This is a genomic window from Kitasatospora sp. NPDC004289 (assembly GCF_053602875.1).
This window is the reverse complement of the sequence record NZ_JBSGEL010000086.1, coordinates 1-19,965: the sequence shown is the minus strand read 5'-3', so window position 1 is coordinate 19,965 and position 19,965 is coordinate 1. Positions and strand designations below refer to the sequence as shown.

Annotated in this window: 16 protein-coding genes; 5 read left to right on the top strand and 11 right to left on the bottom strand. The window is 71.1% G+C overall.

The genetic code is table 11. The features are described 5' to 3' along the window. Positions 1-2: 2 nt before the first annotated feature. A complete protein-coding gene (locus ACWEPF_RS35060; RefSeq protein ID WP_452175762.1) occupies positions 3-2,129 on the top strand; it encodes a 3-hydroxyacyl-CoA dehydrogenase NAD-binding domain-containing protein in 2,127 nt (708 codons plus the stop codon). A 99-nt stretch (positions 2,130-2,228) separates the two neighbouring features. On the opposite strand, the gene ACWEPF_RS35055 is transcribed toward ACWEPF_RS35060, so the two are convergent. From ACWEPF_RS35055 to ACWEPF_RS35040, 4 genes are all read right to left on the bottom strand, one after another. Further along, entirely contained in the window at positions 2,229-2,930 is a 702-nt protein-coding gene (locus ACWEPF_RS35055) for a family 16 glycoside hydrolase (RefSeq protein WP_452175761.1), read from the bottom strand. Beyond that, entirely contained in the window at positions 2,927-4,189 is a 1,263-nt protein-coding gene (gene wecB, locus ACWEPF_RS35050; RefSeq protein WP_452175760.1) for a non-hydrolyzing UDP-N-acetylglucosamine 2-epimerase, read from the bottom strand. The genes ACWEPF_RS35055 and wecB overlap by 4 nt, the downstream gene beginning before the upstream one ends. Positions 4,190-4,298: 109 nt before the next feature. Further along, positions 4,299-5,543 (bottom strand): glycosyltransferase family 2 protein, encoded by a 1,245-nt coding sequence (locus ACWEPF_RS35045; protein WP_452175759.1) that lies wholly within the window; start codon positions 5,541-5,543, stop codon positions 4,299-4,301. After that, positions 5,537-5,803: a hypothetical protein gene (locus ACWEPF_RS35040; RefSeq protein ID WP_452175758.1), complete on the bottom strand. Its 267-nt coding sequence runs from the start codon at positions 5,801-5,803 to the stop codon at positions 5,537-5,539. Before ACWEPF_RS35040 ends, ACWEPF_RS35045 begins: the two co-directional genes overlap by 7 nt. A gap of 456 nt (positions 5,804-6,259) precedes the next feature. On the opposite strand from ACWEPF_RS35040, the gene ACWEPF_RS35035 reads away from it, so the two are divergent. The 4 genes from ACWEPF_RS35035 (at position 6,260) to ACWEPF_RS35020 (ending at position 11,414) form a co-directional block, all read left to right on the top strand. Next, positions 6,260-8,110 carry a DUF2334 domain-containing protein gene (locus ACWEPF_RS35035; RefSeq protein WP_452175757.1) on the top strand — a complete coding sequence of 617 codons (1,851 nt, stop codon included), beginning with the start codon at positions 6,260-6,262 and terminating at the stop codon, positions 8,108-8,110. A 77-nt stretch (positions 8,111-8,187) separates the two neighbouring features. Then, positions 8,188-10,014, top strand: a complete 1,827-nt coding sequence (glmS, locus tag ACWEPF_RS35030; RefSeq protein ID WP_452175756.1) for a glutamine--fructose-6-phosphate transaminase (isomerizing) — start codon at positions 8,188-8,190, stop codon at positions 10,012-10,014. 12 nt (positions 10,015-10,026) lie between these two features. Beyond that, a complete protein-coding gene (locus ACWEPF_RS35025) occupies positions 10,027-10,986 on the top strand; it encodes a hypothetical protein (protein WP_452175755.1) in 960 nt (319 codons plus the stop codon). Next, on the top strand, positions 10,983-11,414 hold the full coding sequence (locus ACWEPF_RS35020; protein WP_452175754.1) for a DUF6247 family protein: 432 nt from the start codon (positions 10,983-10,985) through the stop codon (positions 11,412-11,414). Before ACWEPF_RS35025 ends, ACWEPF_RS35020 begins: the two co-directional genes overlap by 4 nt. On the opposite strand, the gene ACWEPF_RS35015 is transcribed toward ACWEPF_RS35020, so the two are convergent. The 7 genes from ACWEPF_RS35015 to ACWEPF_RS34985 all read right to left on the bottom strand — a co-directional run. Beyond that, the gene (locus ACWEPF_RS35015; protein ID WP_452175753.1) at positions 11,330-11,722 is read right to left on the bottom strand and encodes a hypothetical protein; all 393 of its coding nucleotides are present in this window, start codon (positions 11,720-11,722) and stop codon (positions 11,330-11,332) included. The genes ACWEPF_RS35020 and ACWEPF_RS35015 overlap by 85 nt on opposite strands. After that, on the bottom strand, positions 11,719-13,236 hold the full coding sequence (locus ACWEPF_RS35010) for a glycosyltransferase family 39 protein (protein WP_345288598.1): 1,518 nt from the start codon (positions 13,234-13,236) through the stop codon (positions 11,719-11,721). Before ACWEPF_RS35010 ends, ACWEPF_RS35015 begins: the two co-directional genes overlap by 4 nt. 280 nt (positions 13,237-13,516) lie before the next feature. Then, complete coding sequence (gene dxs, locus ACWEPF_RS35005; RefSeq protein WP_345288597.1) at positions 13,517-15,397, bottom strand: 1-deoxy-D-xylulose-5-phosphate synthase; 1,881 nt, start codon at positions 15,395-15,397, stop codon at positions 13,517-13,519. Positions 15,398-15,573: 176 nt separating this feature from the next. Next, complete coding sequence (locus ACWEPF_RS35000; RefSeq protein WP_452175752.1) at positions 15,574-16,827, bottom strand: sugar ABC transporter permease; 1,254 nt, start codon at positions 16,825-16,827, stop codon at positions 15,574-15,576. Beyond that, a complete protein-coding gene (locus ACWEPF_RS34995) occupies positions 16,824-17,612 on the bottom strand; it encodes an ATP-binding cassette domain-containing protein (RefSeq protein WP_452175751.1) in 789 nt (262 codons plus the stop codon). Before ACWEPF_RS34995 ends, ACWEPF_RS35000 begins: the two co-directional genes overlap by 4 nt. 100 nt (positions 17,613-17,712) lie before the next feature. Further along, positions 17,713-18,807, bottom strand: coding sequence for a sugar ABC transporter substrate-binding protein (locus ACWEPF_RS34990; protein ID WP_345288594.1), 1,095 nt, complete (start codon positions 18,805-18,807; stop codon positions 17,713-17,715). 208 nt (positions 18,808-19,015) lie between these two features. Next, positions 19,016-19,965: ROK family protein (locus ACWEPF_RS34985; RefSeq protein ID WP_452175750.1), on the bottom strand; the 950-nt coding region annotated here is incomplete at its 5' end.

Genomic DNA, 19,965 nt, shown 5'->3' with positions numbered 1-19,965 from the left:
CCATGAGCACCACTGAGCTGCTGAAGCGCGCCGCCGAGCTGTTCCCCGGCGAGGTCGTCACCACCGCCCACGTGCGCCACCTGGAGCTGCCGTACGGCGCCGGGCGGATCGCGCTGATCACCCTGGACAACGGCTTCGACCACACCAAGCCGACCACCTTCGGCCCGGGCTCGCTGGCCAAGCTGTCCGAGGCGCTGGACCAGGTCGAGGCGGAGGCCGCCGAGGGCGCGGTCAAGGCCGTCGCGATCACCGGCAAGCCGTTCATCTTCGCGGTCGGCGCCGACCTCAAGGGCGTCGAGGTGCTCAAGGAGCACAGCGACGCGCTGGCCATCGGCAAGGGCGGCCACGACGTCTTCAAGCGGATCGCCGCGCTGCCGGTCCCGACCTTCGCGTTCTACAACGGCGCGGCCATGGGCGGCGGTGTCGAGGTCGGCCTGCACGCCACCTACCGCACCGTCAGCTCGGGCGTCCCGGCGTTCTCGCTGCCCGAGGTCTTCCTCGGCCTGGTCCCCGGCTGGGGCGGCTGCACCCTGCTGCCGAACCTGATCGGCCCGCAGAAGGCCGTCAAGGTCATCGTCGAGAACTCGATGGCGCAGAACAAGCAGCTCAAGGGCAAGGAGGTGTTCGAGCTCGGCATCGCGGACGCGATCTTCGAGCCGGCCGACTTCCTGGAGCAGTCCCTGGGCTGGGCCGCCAAGGTCCTCAACGGCGACGTGGTCGTCGAGCGCGAGGAGTTCGACCGGGGCAAGGCCTGGGACGACGCCGTCACCTGGGGCCGCTGGGTCGCCGACGCCAAGGTGAGCGGCGCCGCGCCGGCCGCCTACAAGGCGCTGGACATCATCCAGCAGGTCAAGGACCAGGACCTGCAGGCCGGCTTCGACGCCGAGGACGCGGCGCTGGCCGACCTGATCATGAGCGGCGAGCTGCGCAGCGGCCTGTACGCCTTCAACCTGGTGCAGCGCCGGGCCAAGCGCCCGTTCGGCGCCCCGGACAAGTCGCTGGCCCGCCCGGTCTCCAAGATCGGCGTCGTCGGCGCCGGTCTGATGGCCTCTCAGCTGGCCCTGCTGTTCGCCCGCCGGATGGAGGTGCCGGTCGTCCTGACCGACATCGACCAGGAGCGGATCGACAAGGGCGTGGGCTACGTCCACGCCGAGATCGACAAGCTGCTCGGCAAGGGCCGGATCGGCAACGACAAGGCCAACAAGCTCAAGGGCCTGGTCTCCGGTCACCTGGACAAGGCCGTGGCCTTCGGCGACGCGGACTTCGTGATCGAGGCCGTGTTCGAGGAGATGGGCGTCAAGCAGAACGTGCTGGCGGAGCTGGAGGCGGTGGTCTCGCCGACCACCATCCTGGCCACCAACACCTCCTCGCTCTCGGTCACCGAGATGGCCTCCAAGCTCCAGCACCCGGAGCGCGTGGTCGGCTTCCACTTCTTCAACCCGGTCGCGATCCTCCCGCTGCTGGAGATCGTCCGGGCCGAGAAGACCGACGACGGCTCGCTGGCCACCGCCTTCGCGGTCGCCAAGAAGCTGAAGAAGACCGCGGTGCTGACCAAGGACGCCCCGGCGTTCGTGGTGAACCGCATCCTGACCCGCTTCATGGGCGAGATCCAGGGGATCATCGACGAGGGCACCTCGTTCGAGACGGTCGAGGCCGCGGTCAAGCCGCTCGGCCTGCCGATGTCCCCGATCGCGCTGTTGGAGCTGGTCGGCCCGGCCATCGCGCTGCACGTGTCGGAGACCCTGCACGGCGCCTTCCCGGAGCGGTTCTCGGTCTCCGAGAACCTCGGCCGGGTGGTCAAGGCCGGCAAGCGCGGCTTCTACGTCTGGGAGGACGGCAAGCAGGTCCTCGACCCCGAGGTCCTGGAGCTGCTGACCTTCGGCGACTCCGTCCTGACGGAGGAGCAGGTGCGCGCCCGCGCCCTGGAGGCCGTCGCGCAGGAGATCGGCCTGATGCTGGACGAGGGCGTCGTCGGCGAGGCGCAGGACATCGACCTGTGCATGATCACCGGTGCCGGCTGGCCGTTCCACCTGGGCGGGATCACCCCGTACCTGGACCGCGAGGGCGTCTCCGAGCGGGTCAACGGCAAGAAGTTCCTGGCTCCCGGCCTGGCTTCGGTCCCGGAGTAGTCAGCACGTCCTGACGCACCGTCGGGCGGCACCCCTGTGCGGGGGGTGCCGCCCTTCGGCGTTCCCGGAGCCCGTCCGACCGGCTCTGTCCGACCGGTTCTAGCCGGCCACCACGTGGCGGAACTCGGCCCGGGCGTCCTCGGTGTAGAGGCCGTACCTGCCTTCCGGGTAGGGGCGTTCGGTGTCGGTGAAGGTGACCAGCCGGTGGCGGTCGACCAGCACCGTGACGGTGTCGCCGCGCTGGCGGACCTCCACCGTGTGCCAGCGGCCGACCGGGTACTGCGGCGGACCGGTGGCCAGGAAGCGCTGGTGGCCCGGGTAGGCCGGGTCCTCCTTGCCGAGCTCCCAGCCGGTGGGCTTGAGGGCCAGGTAGTAGAAGTGCCGGGGGTCGGTGTAGTGCCAGACCACCCAGGCCGTCTCCCAGGTGTTGGGGGTCGGGGTGCGCAGCTGCTCGGCGGTGCGCACGCCCAGGCTCAGGGTGAGGTCGGAGCGGGTCTCGGTGGAGACCACCAGGGCGGCGTGCGTCTCGTCCGGGACGGTGGCCGGGCGCGGGGCCAGGACCAGCAGGTCGCCCCGGGCCCCGACGGTGCCCTCGCCGTTGAAGACCGCGACCCACGGCCCGTGCACCGAGCCCTCCGGCCAGGTGGTGAAGCCGGGCCGGGCCGGGCCGGCCAGCACGGAGGCGGCGACGGCGGCCAGCGCGAGCAGCACGGCGACCAGGGCCGTCCGCAGGCCCCTCGGCCGGCCGGGCGGGGCGGGGCCGGCCTCCCTGACCGGCGGCTGGCCGGTGGCCACGGTCACCAGTCCACCAGCGAGACGTCGGGCTGCAGTTGGTGGGGCAGCGGTCCGACGCAGTCCTGGGTCAGCCGCTCGACGATCCGCCGGGCGGCGTAGCCGTCGCCGAAGGGGCTGGGGGCGGCGGCCATGCCCTGGTAGTCGGCCGGGTCGTCCAGCAGCGCGTTGGCGGCGGCGTGGATGGCGTCGGGCTCGACGCCGACCAGGCGGGCCGCGCCGGCCGTGACCACCTCGGGGCGTTCGGTGGTGGTGCGCAGGACCAGCACCGGCTTGTCGAGGCTGGGCGCCTCCTCCTGGACCCCGCCGGAGTCGGTGAGCACCAGTTCGCAGGCGGCCAGCGAGGCGGTGAAGTCGAAGTAGTCCAGCGGCCCGGTGAGGGTGACGTGCGGCTCGTGGCCGAGCGCGGACTCCAGCACGTCCCGGACGGCGGGGCTGCGGTGCACCGGGAGCAGGATCTCCACGTCGCCGCGCCGGGCCAGCCGCTGCAGGGTGGCGGCCATCATCCGCATCCGGTCGCCCTGGTTCTCCCGGCGGTGCAGGGTGACCAGCACGCCGCGCCGGCCGGTGCGGAAGGCGGAGCGGCCGACGTGGCGGCGGCGCACCCAGAGCAGGTTGTCGATCACGGTGTTGCCGGTGACGTGCACCGCGTCGGGCGGCACGCCCTCGGCCCGCAGCCGGTGGGCGGCCCGCTCGGTGGGGGCGAAGTGCCAGCGGGTCATGGTGGAGACCAGGCGCCGGTTGAGCTCCTCCGGGAAGGGGTCGTCCAGCACGCCGCTGCGCAGCCCGGCCTCCACGTGGGCGACCGGGATCCGTTCGTAGAAGGCGGCCAGCGCCCCGCACAGGGTGCTGGAGGTGTCGCCCTGCACGATCACCAGGTCGGGCTCCTCGTAGCGCAGCACCTCGCCGAGGCCCTCGACCAGGCGGGCGGTGAGCGCGGAGAGCTGCTGTCTGTCGCGCATCACGTCGAGGCTGTGACGGGCCGTCAGGTGCAGTCGGTGGAGCATGGGTTCGAGCATCTCGCGGTGCTGGCCGGTGTTGACCAGCACCGGTTCGAAGTGGGGCGAGGCGTCCAGGGCCCGGACCACGGGAGCGAGCTTGACCGCCTCGGGCCGGGTGCCGAGCACCACCGCGGCACGCAGCCGGGGGGAGCCCGCCGGACGGGCCGAGCCGTTGAGCGGGGCGGAGCCGTTGAGCGGGGCCGGGCCGTCGAGCCGGGCCGAGCCGTTGGGCCGGTGGGAGCCGTTGACGTGCAGCGGTTCGGACATGGTGACCTACTTGGGCAGCGGAAGGCACGGGCCGGCCGGCTCCGGCGGGAGCACGGCGCGACGCGTCGGACAGAGGGGGTGCCCGGGGGGACCAGCCGCTGACGCGGGGTCAGGTCCGGGCGGTCTTCAGCCAGCCGGTGCGGCCTCGGACGGTGCGGCCGACGGCCCACCAGCCGGCGGCGAACCAGAGGTAGCCGTAGCCGACGAAGAGGTGGGCCAGCAGGAGGCAGCGCCACCAGCCGAGTTCGCCCTCCCGCTGCCGGTACACGTGCGCGTAGGCGTAGGCGGGGGCGAAGGCGAGCAGGTACAGCGGGATCAGCCAGTAGGGCGAGAAGGTGCTGTGGCCCGCCGCGAGGGAGTCGGTGAGGAAGCCGACGGCTCCGGCCAGGAAGGCCAGCGGGAGCAGCGAGGTGAGCAGCAGCAGGGCCGGGCTGGAGAGGTGGTAGACCAGGTCCGCGGCGGCCCGGCCGGGGATCTCCCGGAGCACCATCGGGACCAGCCGGGTGGCCTGGATGTGGCCCTGGAACCAGCGGGAGCGCTGGCGGACCAGCGGGCGGACCGCGAGCACGGCCTGCTGGTGCACGGCGGCGGTGGCGCAGTACTCGTTGCGCCAGCCGGCCGCGAGCAGCCGGATGCCCAGGTCGAGGTCCTCGGTGAGGCGGTCGCTCCAGGGCTCGGGGCCGAGCGAGCGCAGCGCGCTGAGGCGCATGAACTGCCCGTTCCCGCCCATCCCGACGCTGCCGATGTGGCGGCGCCCGGACTGGAAGACGTCGGTGTAGACGACGAACTCCATGTCCTGCATCCGGCAGAGCAGCCGGTCCTCGCGGTTGTACATCCGCACGCCGATCTGGACGGCGCCGGTGGCCGGGTCGTCGAAGAACCGGTCGGCCTGGTCGACCGCGCCGGGCTCCAGCCGGCCGTCGGCGTCCAGCACGCACACCACCACGTCCTCGGGGTCGGTGCCGGCCAGCAGACCGGACGAACCCAGGTACCGCAGGCCGTCGTTGAGCGCCGCGCCCTTGCCGCGGCGGGCGTTCGGCAGGTGCCGCTGGTGCAGCAGCACCCGGGACGGGTCCGCGGCGCGGACGATCTCGGCGGTGCGGTCGTCCGAGGCGTCGTCGACCACCAGCACCAGGACGTCCTGCCGGGGCAGGGACATCAGCCGGCGCAGGCTCTCGGCCAGCACCCGCTCCTCGTTGAGGCAGGCCATCAGGAAGACGTACCGCCGGCGGTGCGGGTCGTCCGTCGCTGTGGGCCGGACGACCCGCCGGGACAGCACGAACATCCCGGTGTTGTACGCCAGCGCCGTCACGATGACGGCGGTGGAGAGTCCGAGCAGGACGGCCGTCAGCACGACGCACCCCGTCGGACGGCGGTGGCCCCGGTGACCTCGGACGGCACCGCGTGGGGCTCGGCCGGGCCCCGCCGGGAACGGCGGTGGCGGACCACCAGGCCGTACAGCAGCAGGACCAGGCCGACCACGACGTACAGGCCGAAGCCGGCACCGGCGATCTCCAGCAGCAGTCGGGCCAGTTCGGACCCGGAGGCGCCGGAGGGCAGGACGGACGCCGCACTGAAGCAGACTCCGCTGCTGGCTCCGCAGTTCACGTACATGGGAGATCAACCCCGGCGGAATGCGACCGGATGCCGGCCGATGACACGGCTCTCGCGCTCGCGGTGGAGGGGTCGGTCTCGCCATTCACTCCCCGAGCCGGGAAAGGCGACCGTCTGCCGACTCGGATCTTCGCGCGCCCCATGGGGACTTTCACGAACAATTTAACACGGGTGGGGTGGACCTTCAATGAATGAATTCCATCCTTTGCTACTCGCGGGAAGGGATTGACACCCACCCGCGCCGGTGCCAGTGTCGGGTGTACCGCCTGTGCTGCGGCTGGACGGTGTTGACGTCGCGTCAGCGCCAGATCCCCGCGACTCCAGGCCGGTTCTACGGTGCCGTTCCGCGCGCCAGCCGGCCTTCTGTGTAGAGACGCCGGGAGAGAACGCCGCCGGGCATTCCCGTATCCATGGCTTGAACACACATCGCCAGGGGCTGTCATGCCTGTGCATTCAATGAGCCGTAAGCGGGGCCGGACGACGATCGTGGGGGCACTCGCCCTCGTCCTCAGCGTGGGATTCCTCCCGGTCGACTCCGCTTCCGCGAAAGCGCCGCCCGACCAGAAGAAGTCCCAGGAGTCCAAGAAACAGGACCGCGGCCCGACCGACCTCGGCGCCGCCTTCGGTGCCGAACAGAAGAAGGCCGACAAGAACCGGAAGCTGAATCCCCATCAGAAGCTGAAGAAGGCCACCGAACTCCAGGCCCTCCCGCAGGCCCTGGCCCAGGCCCCGGCCAACCCGCCGCCGAACACCGGCAAGAGCACGCTGGTGCTCTACGACACCGCCGGCCCGTACGGACACCTGGGCGAGCTGTACGCGATGACCACCGCCAACCTGGCCGGCCACTTCGGCAGCGTGACGCCGAAGCCGGTCTCCCAGTACCAGCCCGGCGAGGTCAACAACTACTCGGCCACGGTCTACTTCGGCTCCACCTACTACGGGGCCAACGACACCAACGGCCAGCCGATCCCGGACGGCATCCCGACGTCCTTCTACACGGACGTGACCAGCACGACCAAGCCGGTGATCTGGCTGTACGACAACATCTGGAACCTTGCCAACCAGGTCGGCCCCGCGAACTTCTCGGCCGCCTACGGCTGGGACCCGACCAACTCCTACTTCAACTACAACTCGATCACCTCGGTCGGCTACAAGGGCCAGAGCCTCAGCCGCGACCCGCTCAACGGCGGCGGCGTGCTGGGCGAGACCATCACCGACCCGGCGAAGGTGAACGTGCTCGCCTCCTCCACCGACTCCACCGGGGCCACCGTCCCGTGGGCGGTCCGCTCGAACAACCTCACCTACATCGGTGACGTCCCGTTCTCCTACGTGAGCGCCAACGACCGGGTGATGATCTTCAGCGACCTGCTCTTCGACGCCCTCGCGCCCCAGACGGCCGAGCGGCACCGGGCGATGGTGCGGCTGGAGGACATCAGCCCCGCCGACGACCCGGTCGCGCTGACCGCCATGGGCCAGTGGCTGAAGTCGCAGAACATCCCGTTCAGCTTCGGTGTCATCCCGGTCTACACCGACCCCAAGGGCACCTACAACAACGGCCGGGCGGAGACCGTGCGGCTCTCCCGGACGCCCGCGATGATCACGGCCATCAGGTCGCTGATCAACAACGGCGGCACGATGCTCATGCACGGCTATACGCACCAGTACTCGAACATCGCCAACCCGTACGACGGCGTCAGCGGTGACGACTTCGAGTTCTACCGGGCCCAGTGCTCGGTGACCCAGTACCCGCCGTACCAGTTCCGGGCCCCGTGCCAGAACACCGACTGGGTCATCCACCAGGGCCCCGTGCCCAACGACTCCAGCACCTACGCGCTGAACCGGATCAACTCGGCCGCCCTGGAGTTCACCCTCTCCGGCCTGCCGGTGCCGACCATCTTCGAGTTCCCGCACTACGCCGGCTCCGCCGTCGACTACCGGGCCATCGAACCGCGGTTCGCCGCCCGCTACGAGCGCTCGCTGTACTTCGGCGGCGTGCTCAGCGGCAAGCCGATCGACTACTCGATGCTCATCGGCCAGTTCTTCCCGTACCCCGTGCGGGACGTCTACGGCGAGACCGTGCTGCCGGAGAACCTCGGCAACTACGAGCCCGAGATGTCCAACAACAACCCGCCCAGGCTGCCGGCCGACATGATCAACTCGGCCAAGCTGAACCTGGTGGTGCGGGACGGCTACGCCAGCTTCTTCTACCACCCGTCCTACGGTCTGAGCGCCCTTCAGCAGACCGTCAACGGGATCAAGGCGCTCGGCTACACCTTCGCCTCCCCCGCCACCGTCCTCGCTCCCTGACGGAGCACCAGCCCGGTTGCCGGCCCGCTCGTCCGGGCCGGCGACCGGGACCCTTTTACCGAGAGGCTCTGGTTCCGATGTGCGGAATCGTGGGTTACACAGGGGGACGCGCGGCCCTGGACGTCGTCCTGGACGGGCTGGAGCGGCTGGAGTACCGGGGGTACGACTCGGCCGGGATCACCGTCCAGGCCGCGGGCGGGCTGGCCACCGGCAAGCGGGCCGGGAAGCTGGTCAACCTGCGCAAGGCCCTGGCCGACGAACCGCTGCCGGAAGCCGCGGTCGGCATCGGTCACACCCGGTGGGCGACGCACGGCGGTCCGACGGACCTGAACGCGCATCCGCACCTGGACGACGACCGGCGGGTGGCGGTGGTGCACAACGGGATCATCGAGAACTTCGCCGCCCTCCGCTCCGAACTGGCCGCCCGCGGGCACGTGTTGCGCTCGGAGACGGACACCGAGGTGGTGGCGCATCTGTTGGGGGAGGTGTTCGCGGGGGATCTGGCGGAGGCGATGCGGGTGGTGTGCCGGCGTCTGGAGGGTGCGTTCACGCTGGTGGCGGTGCACGCGGACCAGCCGGGTGTGGTGGTGGGGGCGCGGCGGAACTCGCCTCTGGTGGTGGGGCGTGGGGCGGGGGAGAACTTCCTGGCCTCGGACGTGGCGGCGTTCATCGCGTTCACCCGGGAGGCGGTGGAGCTGGGGCAGGACCAGGTGGTGGAGCTGCGTTCTGACGGGGTGTCGGTGACGGACTTCGACGGGCGGCCGGCGGTGGTGCGGGAGTACCACGTGGACTGGGACGCCTCGGCGGCGGAGAAGGGGGGCTACGACTACTTCATGCTGAAGGAGATCGCCGAGCAGCCCAAGGCGGTGGCGGACACCCTGCTCGGGCGGATCGGCGCCCACGGGCAGCTGACACTCGATGAACTGACGCTGGACGTACGGGACGTGGCGAAGGTGGTGATCGTCGCCTGCGGCACGGCGTACCACGCCGGGGCCATCGCCAAGTACGCGATCGAGCACTGGACGCGCCTGCCCTGCGAGGTGGAGGTCGCCAGCGAGTTCCGCTACCGGGACCCCATCGTGGACCGGCGGACGCTGGTGATCGCGATCTCCCAGTCCGGGGAGACGATGGACACCCTGATGGCCCTGCGGCACGCGCGCGAGCAGGGCGCGAAGGTGCTGGCGATCTGCAACACCAACGGCTCCACCATCCCGCGCGAGTCCGACGCCGTCCTCTACACCCACGCCGGGCCGGAGGTCGCGGTCGCCTCGACCAAGGCCTTCCTCACCCAGCTGGTCGCCTGCTACCTGGTCGCCCTCCACCTCGGCCAGGCCCGGGGCGGCACTCCGGAGACCGCCGACCTGATCGGCCGGCTCGGCGAGACGCCCGCCCAGGTCGGCCGGGTGCTGCACACGATGGAGCCGGTGCGGGCGCTGGCCCGCTCGCTGGTCGACGCGCACGCGGTGCTGTTCCTGGGGCGGCACGTGGGCTACCCGGTGGCGCTGGAGGGCGCGTTGAAGCTCAAGGAGCTGGCGTACATGCACGCCGAGGGCTTCGCGGCCGGCGAGCTCAAGCACGGCCCGATCGCCCTGATCGAGCAGGGCCTGCCCGTCATCGTGGTGGTGCCCTCGCCGCGCGGGCGCTCAGTGCTGCACGACAAGATCGTCTCCAACATCCAGGAGATCCGCGCCCGCGGCGCCCGCACCATCGTCATCGCCGAGGAGGGCGACGAGAGCGTCACCCCCTTCGCCGACCACCTGATCCGGATCCCGGCCACCCACGACCTGTTCCAGCCGCTGGTGGCCACCGTCCCGCTCCAGGTCTTCGCCTGCGAGCTGGCCACCGCCAAGGGCCACGAGGTCGACCAGCCCCGCAACCTCGCCAAGTCCGTCACCGTCGAGTAGGGAGCACCTCCGATGCGCAGCGGCCGTCGCCACCTCACCCTCGCGGTGGCCTGCGTCGGCCTGCTGCTCGCCTGCTCCGCCCCCGCCGGGCTGCCCACCACGACGCCCGGCACCACTCCCCCGGCCCGGACGCTGCCCGACACCCTGTACGGCGTCACCCTGGACGACGTCTCCCGGCTGCCCCAACTGACCGCCTCGCTACGGGACCTGCCGCAGCGTCCGACCGCGCGGATCGTCTTCGACCGCGGCACCGACCCGGCCGGCTACGCCGAGGCGGTGGCCGCCCTGCATCCCGTCGGCTACCTGATGGGCCTGCCGATGGACTCCAGCGCGGTGGCCGGTACCTCCCTGACGGAGTACCACGACCGCACCGCCGCCCTGCTGTCCGCCTTCGGCGGGCAGATCGACCTCTGGGAGGTCGGCAACGAGGTCAACGGCGGCTGGCTCGGCCCCGCCGAGCAGGTCACCGCCAAGGTGACCGACGCCTACCGCCAGGTGGTCGCGGCGGGCGGGCGGACCGCCCTCACCCTCTTCTACAACCCCGGCTGCGCCGAGGACCCGGAGCACGAGATGCTGCCGTGGGCCCGGGCCCACCTGCCGCAGGAGCTCCGGGACGGCCTGGACCGGGTACTGGTCTCCTACTACGAGGACGAATGCAACGGCTACCGCCCGCCGCTCGCCGAGTGGGACTCCGTCTTCACCGAACTGGCCGGCCTCTTCCCGCACGCGCGGGTGGGCTTCGGCGAGAACGGCCTCGCCGACCGGCGGGCCACGGAGGAGCAGAAGGCCGAGCAGCTCACCCACTACTACACCCTGCCGGTCACCGCACCGCGCTACCTGGGTGGTCACTTCTGGTGGTACTACGCCGAGGACATGCTGCCGTACCCACCGGCCAACCGCCTGTGGACGGCCCTGGCCCGGGCCCTGGCACCGCCGGACGCGACCCCGCACACGCAAGGACCAGAACGATGAGCACCATCACCGCCCCCGCCGAACCGGCCCCGCTGGACGAAGCCTCCTTCGCGGCGATCCGGGCCGTCATCACCTCCGTCGCCCCCTACCGCCTGCTGGAGCTGGAGCGCGAGCGCGACCAGGCCTTCACCCGGGCGCTCGGCACCGACAGCCTGGTGCCCGTGCACGACTTCCTCAGCCGCTGGCGCACCGTCGCCGCCGTCGAACGCGACCTCGCCACCGCCGCCCGGCTCCACCTCGCCGAGGTCTCCGCCCGCTCCGGCCAGGACCCGGACGAACGCCGCGAGAGCGCCCTGGAGATCGCCGCAGTCCTGCTCACCGTGGCCGCCGAGCTGACCGCGCCTCAGCGCCCCTCCAGCGCCGCCAGCAGGGCCCCGGCCGTGGGCTCGGTGACGACCGCGTCGTCCCGCAGCGCCACCGGAAGCTGAGCGCGGTCCTCCTCCCGGAAGAACACCGTCGGACCGTCCTGGGGGACGATCACCGCCCCGAGGGCCACCGCCAGCCGGGCGATCACCCCGAGCACCTCGCCCCTGGTGAAGTGAGTGATCGTCACGCCTCCGCGCCCGTCCCGGTGGTACAGGTCGGCCTCGCCCCCGTCCTCCGTGCGGATCCGGCTGAACCCCTCCCCCGGACCGCCGTCCACGACGTACGGCTGCGTCAGCCGCAGGAACCGCTCGGAGTCCAGGTCGGCGGGCTCGCCGCCCTCGAAGCGGAGCAGGAAGATGCTGGAGCTCACCGCTTGAGGCGGTAGATCACGGTGTCGGCGTTGACCCCGACCACCTCGTAGCGGGTGTCGAGGAGGTTCTCGATCTTCGGGATGTGGACGGGCTGGTACGGGGAGCGGCCGGAGTCGTCGACCACGATCTCGGGGAGGCCCTTGGTGGCCAGCTCCTGGTCGAAGGTCTGCCAGGCGTCGGCCATGCTGTACTGCTCGCCGACGTCCTTGCCGTCCTTGCCGCCGCTGAAGTTGGTGAGGAAGCCGGCCGTCAGGTAGCGGGTGACGGGGCGTCGGTCGGCCAGCCAGTAGAGCTCCGGGTGCATGCCCCAGACCAGCACGGTGTCCTTGGCCGTGGTCTGCTCGGCGATGGTGCTGGCGACCTGGCTGGTGTGGTCCATCCGCTGGCCGGGCCAGAAGACCGCGAGGGCGCAGAAGGCGAAGGACGCGACCGAGCTGTAGACCAGTACGGGCCTCCAGCGGATCTTCGAGGTGGCCACCGCGCCGGTGCCCAACAGCACCAGCGGGGGCATCAGCTGCAGGTAGTAGTGGCCGAAGAAGTGGAAGCCGGTGGAGACCGCGACCACCGAGGAGAGCAGCCAGACCCAGAGGTCCGAGCTCGATCCGTGCTCCTCGCCCCGGGGCGAGGGCAGCGCGCGGTGACGCAGCCTCAGCCAGAGGCGGTGGCCGACCGGGGCCAGGAAGCCGAGGCCGGCCGCCAGCAGGATGGCCGAGTTGCCGAGCGCGCGGCCGGTCATCTGGAGCCAGGCGCCGCCCAGCGAGGCGTAGTCGCCGCTGCCGGTCACCACCCAGAAGAGGAAGCCCTTGGGATTGGTGAGGATCACCGCGACCAGCGTTATCGGCAGCGCGAAGCCGAAGCAGATCTTGAACAGGGCCGGCTGCCAGCGCACCCCGCGCAGCCGGGCGTCCTGGAGCAGCATCCAGAGCACCGGGAGCATCACCGCCCCGCCGGTCTGCTTGGTCAGCGAGCAGAGCGCCACCGCGATCCCGGCCGCCAGCCAGCGGCGGCGCTCGGCGTACCGGAACGCGGCCACCATCGCGGGCAGCATGAAGACCTCGAAGGTGGCCGCCTGGGTGTCCTCCGGGGAGAGGCCGATCGAGACCAGGAGGTAGAGCGCGCCGGCCGCGCCGCCGGCCCGGTTGCCCCAGCGGCCGCGGGCGATCGAGGCCAGCAGGATCGCGGTGACCAGGTGGGCGACGATCGCCAGGGTGCGGAGCGGCCAGAGCGAGGCCGAGCCGAAGAGTGCGAAGCAGGCCTCGTACAGCCAGGGCAGCAGGGGCGGCTTGCGGTCCACCACGGTGTCGTAGAGGACGCCGCCGTCGGCCAGCATGCGGGCCTGGGTGGCGAGGTAGCCCTCGTCCGGGCTCCACACGGGGCGGAGGAAGGACGGGATGTGCGTGACCGTCGCCAGCACGGCGAGCACCGGGACCAGTCTGGTCCAGTAGCCCGTCCGGACGCGCTCGGGCAGCCGCCCGGTCAGGGCGGCGAACTGACGGGCCAGGGCAACGGACACGAGGGACAACCTACCGGGCGGCTCTGCCGGGGGCGGTGCCGGTCCGGCCATTCGATGTGACGATCCGACAGAAGTGTGACGCGCGGCACTGCGCGGGCGCGACGGATTATTTTCGGACAGTGCGCACGCGGAGCGCCCCGCCCGGGAGTGCCCCGCAGGGGCGCGAGGAACTGCGCGCAGGGGAACGGCAGCACCTGCAACTGGCTGACGGTGGGTCAGTTGCAGGTGAGCCGCCTTCCGACTCGCGCAGTTCCCCGCGCCCCCGGGGTGACCACCAACCTCAGACGGAGGCGCCCGAGCGGGCCAGGGTGTCGGCGACCTTGGTGGCGATGGCCGGGGCGGTGAGGCCGATCTCGGCCAGGATCTGGTCGCGGGTGGCGTGGTCGAGGAACTCCTGCGGGATGCCGAAGTCGCGCAGCGGGACGTCGACCTCGGCGTCGCGCAGGGCCTGGGCGATCATCGAGCCGACGCCGCCGGCCCGGCCGTTGTCCTCGACCGTGACGACCAGGCGGTGCTCGGCGGCCAGGCCGGGCAGGGCCGGGTCGACCGGCTTGACCCAGCGCGGGTCGACCACGGTGGTGGCGATGCCGCGCTCGGCCAGCAGGTCGGCGACGGCCAGGCAGGTGGTGGCCATCGCGCCGACCGAGACGATCAGCACCTCGGGGTCCTCGTCGCGGCGGAGCACGTCCATGCCGCCGACCGTGCCGACCGCCGGGACGGCCGGGCCGACGGTGCCCTTGGAGTAGCGGACCACGGTCGGCGCGTCGTCGACCTCGACCGCCTCGCGCAGCTGGGCGCGGAGCTGGTCGGCGTCACGCGGGGCGGCGAGCCGCAGGCCGGGGACGACCTGGCAGATCGACATGTCCCACATGCCGTTGTGGGAGGCGCCGTCGGTGCCGGTGACGCCGGCCCGGTCGAGCACGAAGGTGACGCCCAGCTTGTGCAGGGCGACGTCCATCAGGACCTGGTCGAAGGCCCGGTTGAGGAAGGTCGCGTAGACCGCGAAGACCGGGTGCAGGCCACCGGTGGCCAGGCCGGCCGCCGAGACGGCGGCGTGCTGCTCGGCGATGCCGACGTCGAAGATCCGGTCCGGGAAGGCCTCGGCGAACGGGGCCAGGCCGACCGGGTGGAGCATCGCGGCGGTGATGCCGACGATGTCCTGGCGCTCGCGGCCGAGCTCGACCATCTCCTCGGCGAAGACCGAGGTCCAGTCCTTGCCGGCGCTCTTGATCGGCAGGCCGGTCTCGGGGTGGATCACGCCGACCGCGTGGAAGCGGTCCTCGTCGTTGTTCTCGGCGGCGTGGTAGCCGCGGCCCTTCTCGGTGAGGCAGTGCACGATCACCGGGCCGCCGAAGCCGCGCGCCTTGGTGAGGGCGGACTCCAGGGCGTTCAGGTCGTGGCCGTCGATCGGGCCGATGTACTTGAGGCCGAGGTCCTCGAACATGCCCTGCGGGGCGATGAAGTCCTTGAGGCCCTTCTTGGCACCGTGCAGGGTCTCGAACACCGGCCGGCCGACCACGGGGGTGCGCTGCAGCGCCTCCTTGCCCCAGGTCAGGAAGCGCTCGTAGCCCTGGGTGGTGCGCAGGGTGGCGAGGTGGTTGGCCAGGCCGCCGATGGTCGGGGAGTAGGAGCGCTCGTTGTCGTTGACGACGATGACGACCGGGCGGTCCTTGGCGTCGGCGATGTTGTTCAGCGCCTCCCAGGCCATGCCGCCGGTGAGCGCGCCGTCGCCGATCACCGCGACCACCGGGCGGTCGCCGTGGCCCTGGAGCTCGTTCGCCTTGGCCAGGCCGTCGGCGTAGCCGAGCACGGTGGAGGCGTGCGAGTTCTCGATCACGTCGTGCTCGGACTCGGCGCGGGACGGGTAGCCGGAGAGGCCGCCCTTCATCCGCAGCTCGGAGAAGTCCTGACGGCCGGTGAGCAGCTTGTGCACGTAGCTCTGGTGGCCGGTGTCGAACATGATCCGGTCGCGCGGGGAGTCGAAGACCCGGTGCAGCGCGATGGTGAGCTCGACCACGCCCAGGTTCGGCCCGAGGTGTCCGCCGGTCTTGGAGACCTCCTCGACCAGGAACGTCCGGATCTCTCCGGCCAGCTCGGCCAGCTGGGCGGGCGTGAGCCGGTCGAGATCGCGCGGTCCCCGAATGCGGGTCAGCAGGGCCACCCGTTCCTCCTCGTTCCGATTTTTTTCTCGGGCCGCGTACGGCCGGACTGCCCGAGTCTAATGTCCGCCTGGCGGACGCTTGTCAGTGCGCCTGGGGTTGACCGGTGTTGACCGACATGACGAGGCTCGGCACCCGAACGGTTCGGGTGCCGAGCCTCACATGATCGGATTTACGGTCAACCTCGACCGGATGACTTCTGGGTCCGCCGGGAGACCGAGTCCAGGACCACCGCGGCGAGCAGCACCGCGCCGGTGATCATGTACTGGATCGACTGGTTGACGTGCACCAGGTCCAGGCCGGTGATGATCGACTGGATCACCAGAATGCCCAGCAGCGCCGACCAGGTCTTGCCCCGGCCGCCGAACAGGCTGGTGCCGCCGATGACGGCCGCGGCGATCGAGTTCATCAGCACGTTGCCGCCGCCGAGCGCCTTGTCGGCCGACCCCTGCTGGCTCATGATGAACAGTCCGCCGAGGGCGGCCATGCCGGCCGAGATCATGAAGACCGAGATCCGCACCCAGGCCACGTTGATGCCGGCCCGGCGGGCCGCCTCGATGCCGCCGCCGACCGCGAAGATCTGGCGGCCGTAGGAGGTGCGGCGGAGCACGAAGTCGCTCAGCACCACGATGCCGAGGAAGATCACCAGCGGCAGCGGCAGGCCCTGGCTCTGGTTGAGCATGGCGGCGGCGGCGACCGCGATCACCGCGAGCACGCCGGTGCGCAGGGCGATCTCGCTCATCGGGCGGGAGGGCAGCTCGGCGGCCGCGCGGCGGCGGGCGTCCAGCACCTGGCCGGCCGCGAAGAGCGCGACGCCGAGGAGGGCGAAGATCCAGGTGGCGGCGATGTCGCCGTCGCCGATGAAGTAGTGGTCCAGGTCGGCGATCACGCCGTCGTTGACCACGTTGGCGGTGCCCTTGTCGCCGAGCACGTACTGCTGCAGACCGCTCCAGGCGAGCAGGCCGGCCAGCGTGACCACGAAGGCCGGGACGCCGATCTTGGCGAAGAAGAAGCCGTGCAGCGCGCCCATGGCGACACCGGCGGCCAGCGCGATCAGGATCGCCAGGTACTCGTTGACGCCCTGACGGGCCGACAGCACGCCGGCTATCGCGGCCGAGACGCCGGCCACCGAGCCGAGCGAGAGGTCGATCTCGCCGAGCAGCAGCACGAACACGATGCCGACCGCGATCAGGCCGGGGCCCGCGATCCAGAGCGTGATGTTGGTGAGGTTGTCGGCGTTCAGGAAGTCGCCGGTCAGGCCCTGGAAGATGGCCGCGATCAGGATCAGGCCGAGCACGACCGGGACGGAGCCCAGCTCGCCGCTCTTCATCTTCCGCTTGAACTCGTCCAGGTAGCCGGCGACGCCCTGCTGACGGACCAGCAGGCGCGGGTCGACGGGCGGGGCCGGGGTGGTGGAGTCGGTGGTGCTCACTTGGCGTCCTCCGCGATGCGTGCCTGACGCCGCGTCACGGCGTTCTCGGTGGCTCCGGTGATGGCGGAGATGATCTCCTCGTGCGTGGTGGTGGCGACCGGGAAGGAGCCGTTGTTGCGGCCCAGCCGGAGCACCGCCACGGTGTCCGCGACGGCCTTGACGTCCGCCATGTTGTGGCTGATCAGGATGACCCCGAGGCCGCGGTCGCGGAGCCGCTCGACCAGGTCGAGCACCTGGGCGGTCTGCTCGACGCCGAGCGCGGCGGTGGGCTCGTCCAGGATGACGACCTTCGGGTCGCCGACCAGGGCGCGGGCGATCGCGACCACCTGGCGCTGGCCGCCGGAGAGCGCGGCGATCGGGATGCGCACGCTGGGGATGCGGATGGAGAGCGTGTCGAGCAGCTCCTTGGCCCGCTTCTCCATCGCGACCTCGTCCAGGGTCCCGAACTTCCTCAGCTCGCGGCCGAGGAAGAGGTTGCCGACCACGTCGAGGTTGTCGCAGAGCGCGAGGTCCTGGTAGACGGTGGCCACACCGAGGGCCTGGGCGTCCTGCGGGCGGTTGATCCGGACCTCGCGGCCCTCCCACTCGATCGAACCCTCGTCGATCGGGTGGACGCCGGCGATGGTCTTCACCAGCGTCGACTTGCCTGCGCCGTTGTCGCCGACCAGCGCGACGACCTCTCCGGCGTGGACCTCCAGGTGGACGTCGGTGAGCGCCTGGACGGCACCGAAGCGCTTGGAGACCCCGCGCAACGCCAGTACGGGTGCGCCTGTCACGTGAACCATCTCCAGGGGTAGTACGAGAAACGTCGAGGGGGCGCGGCGGTCGGATGTCACGCCGCGCGGGGGGCCGGCGCCCCGTCAGGGGCGCCGGCCCGTACCGGACTTACTTCAGGCCCGCGGCGGCGCAGGCGGCGGCGTAGTCGGCGGTGCAGATGTCGGCCACCTTGTAGAGCTGGTCGGCGATCACGGTGTCGTTGATGTTCGCCTTGGTGACGACCTTCGGGGTCAGCAGCTTCGCCGGGATGCCCTTGTCGGTCGGGCTGTCCACGGTGGAGGAGGCGACGGCCTTGACGTCCTTGCCCTGGAGCAGGTTGACGGCGAGCTCGGCGGCCGAGTCGGCCAGCGGCTTGTAGGCCTTGTAGATGGTGTAGGCCTGGTCGCCCGAGACGAGGCGCTGGATGGCGTCGATGCCCGCGTCCTGGCCGCCGACCGGGACGTTGATCCCGGCGGCCTTCAGCTGGGTGATGATCGCGGCGGCCATGCCGTCGTTGGCGGAGTAGACGGCCTGGAAGCCGTCCTTGCCCAGCGAGGTGATCGCGGTGCCGATCTTCTGGCCCGCGATGGTCGGCTTCCACTCGCCGGAGGCCTCGTAGACGATCTTCTTGACCTTGCCGTCGAGCGCCTTCTTGGCACCGGACTTGAAGTAGGCCGCGTTGGGGTCGGCCTCGTCACCGTTGATCATCACGACGTTGGCGTCGGCGGCCTTGGCGCCCAGCGCCTCGATCAGGGCCTCGCCCTGGAGCTGGCCGACCTTCTCGTTGTCGAAGGAGACGTAGGCGGAGACCGGGCCGGTGGCCAGACGGTCGTACGCCACGACCTTGACGCCCTTCGCGGCGGCCTCCTTGACCCAGGACTGGGTGGAGGTGGCGTCGAAGGCGTCGAGGATGATCACCTTCACGCCCTGCGCGATCAGGGTGTCGAACTGCTGCTTCTGCTTCGAGGCGGAGCCCTCGGCGTTGCTGTACTTGACGGTGCAGTCCCCGCACAGTGCCTTGACCTTGGCCTCGATGAAAGGCTTGTCGAAGGACTCGTAGCGGGTGGAGGACGCGTTCTCCGGGAGCAGCAGGCCGATCGACTTGGTGTCGCCCGACGAGGCGCTGTCCTTCTTGTCGTCACCGGCCTTGCCACAGGCGGCCATTCCGAGGGCCATCGACACGGCAGCGGTACCGATGACGACGCGACGCATCATTGCGTTCATGGTGGGGGGTGCCTCCCTGACGGAGCCGCAACGTTGCGGCGAGGTGAGAGGGAGTCAACCTCCGGCGATCGCTTGTCGTCAATAAGTAAAACCAAGCGAACGACGATCCGAACCCTTTCGTTATCTTCATGAAGGCGAAGCCGAGACCAAACGGACACGTTCGGCCTCGGCTTCGCCACAATCGGACGCTGGAGAGCGATTTCCGGAGTCAGGCCCCCACGGTGGTGGTCTGCCGGATTGCGCCCGATTCGCCCATCTCGCTCATCACCAGCGCGAGCGCCCCGAGCACCTCGGCCCGGCCACCCAGCGTGCCCGGCACCACCGAGAGCTGGCGTGCCGCAGAGGGGATCGCGTACCGCACCACCGAGTCCCGGATCGGGGAAAGCACCAGGTCACCGGCCTCGGCCAGGTCTCCGCCGAGGATCACCCGGCGGGGGTTGAGCAGGTTGCACAGGGTGGCCACGCCGGTGCCGATCTGCCGGCCGGCGTCGGCGATCACCCGGCGGCAGCCGAGGTCGCCCTGCTGCGCCAGCTGCACCACCTTGGTCAGGGTCAGCTCGCCCGGGTGGTTGGCGTTCAAGAGATTGAGCAGGTACCGGGAGCCGACGAAGGTCTCCAGGCAGCCCCGGTTGCCGCAGCGGCAGACCGGGCCGGACTCGTCCAGCGTGATGTGCCCGATCTCGCCCGCCGTGCCGCCCGGGCCGCGGTAGATCTGACCGTTGATCACCAGGCCGGAGCCGACGCCGCTGGCCACCTTGATGTACGCCAGGTCGGTCAGCCCGCGGCCCGCTCCCCAGACCAGCTCGCCGAGCGCGCCGAGGTTGGCGTCGTTGTCGACGTGCACCTCCATGCCCAGGCGCTGGGCCAGCTCCCGGCCGGGCGCGATGCCCGTCCAGCCCGGCAGGATCGCGGTGGAGCCCAGCGCCCCGGTCTCCTGGTCGATCGGGCCGGGCACGCCCAGGCCCACCCCGATCACCTTCTCGGCCTTGAAGCCGGCCTGCGCCAGCAGCCTGGCCACCAGCGCCTCGGCGCGGTCGAAGCCCTGCTGGGCCGAGACGTCCACGTCGATCGGCTCGCTCTCCTCGGCCAGCACCCGGTGCGCCAGGTTGCCGACGGCGACCCGCAGGTGGGTGTGGCCGAAGTCCACGCCGACCACGA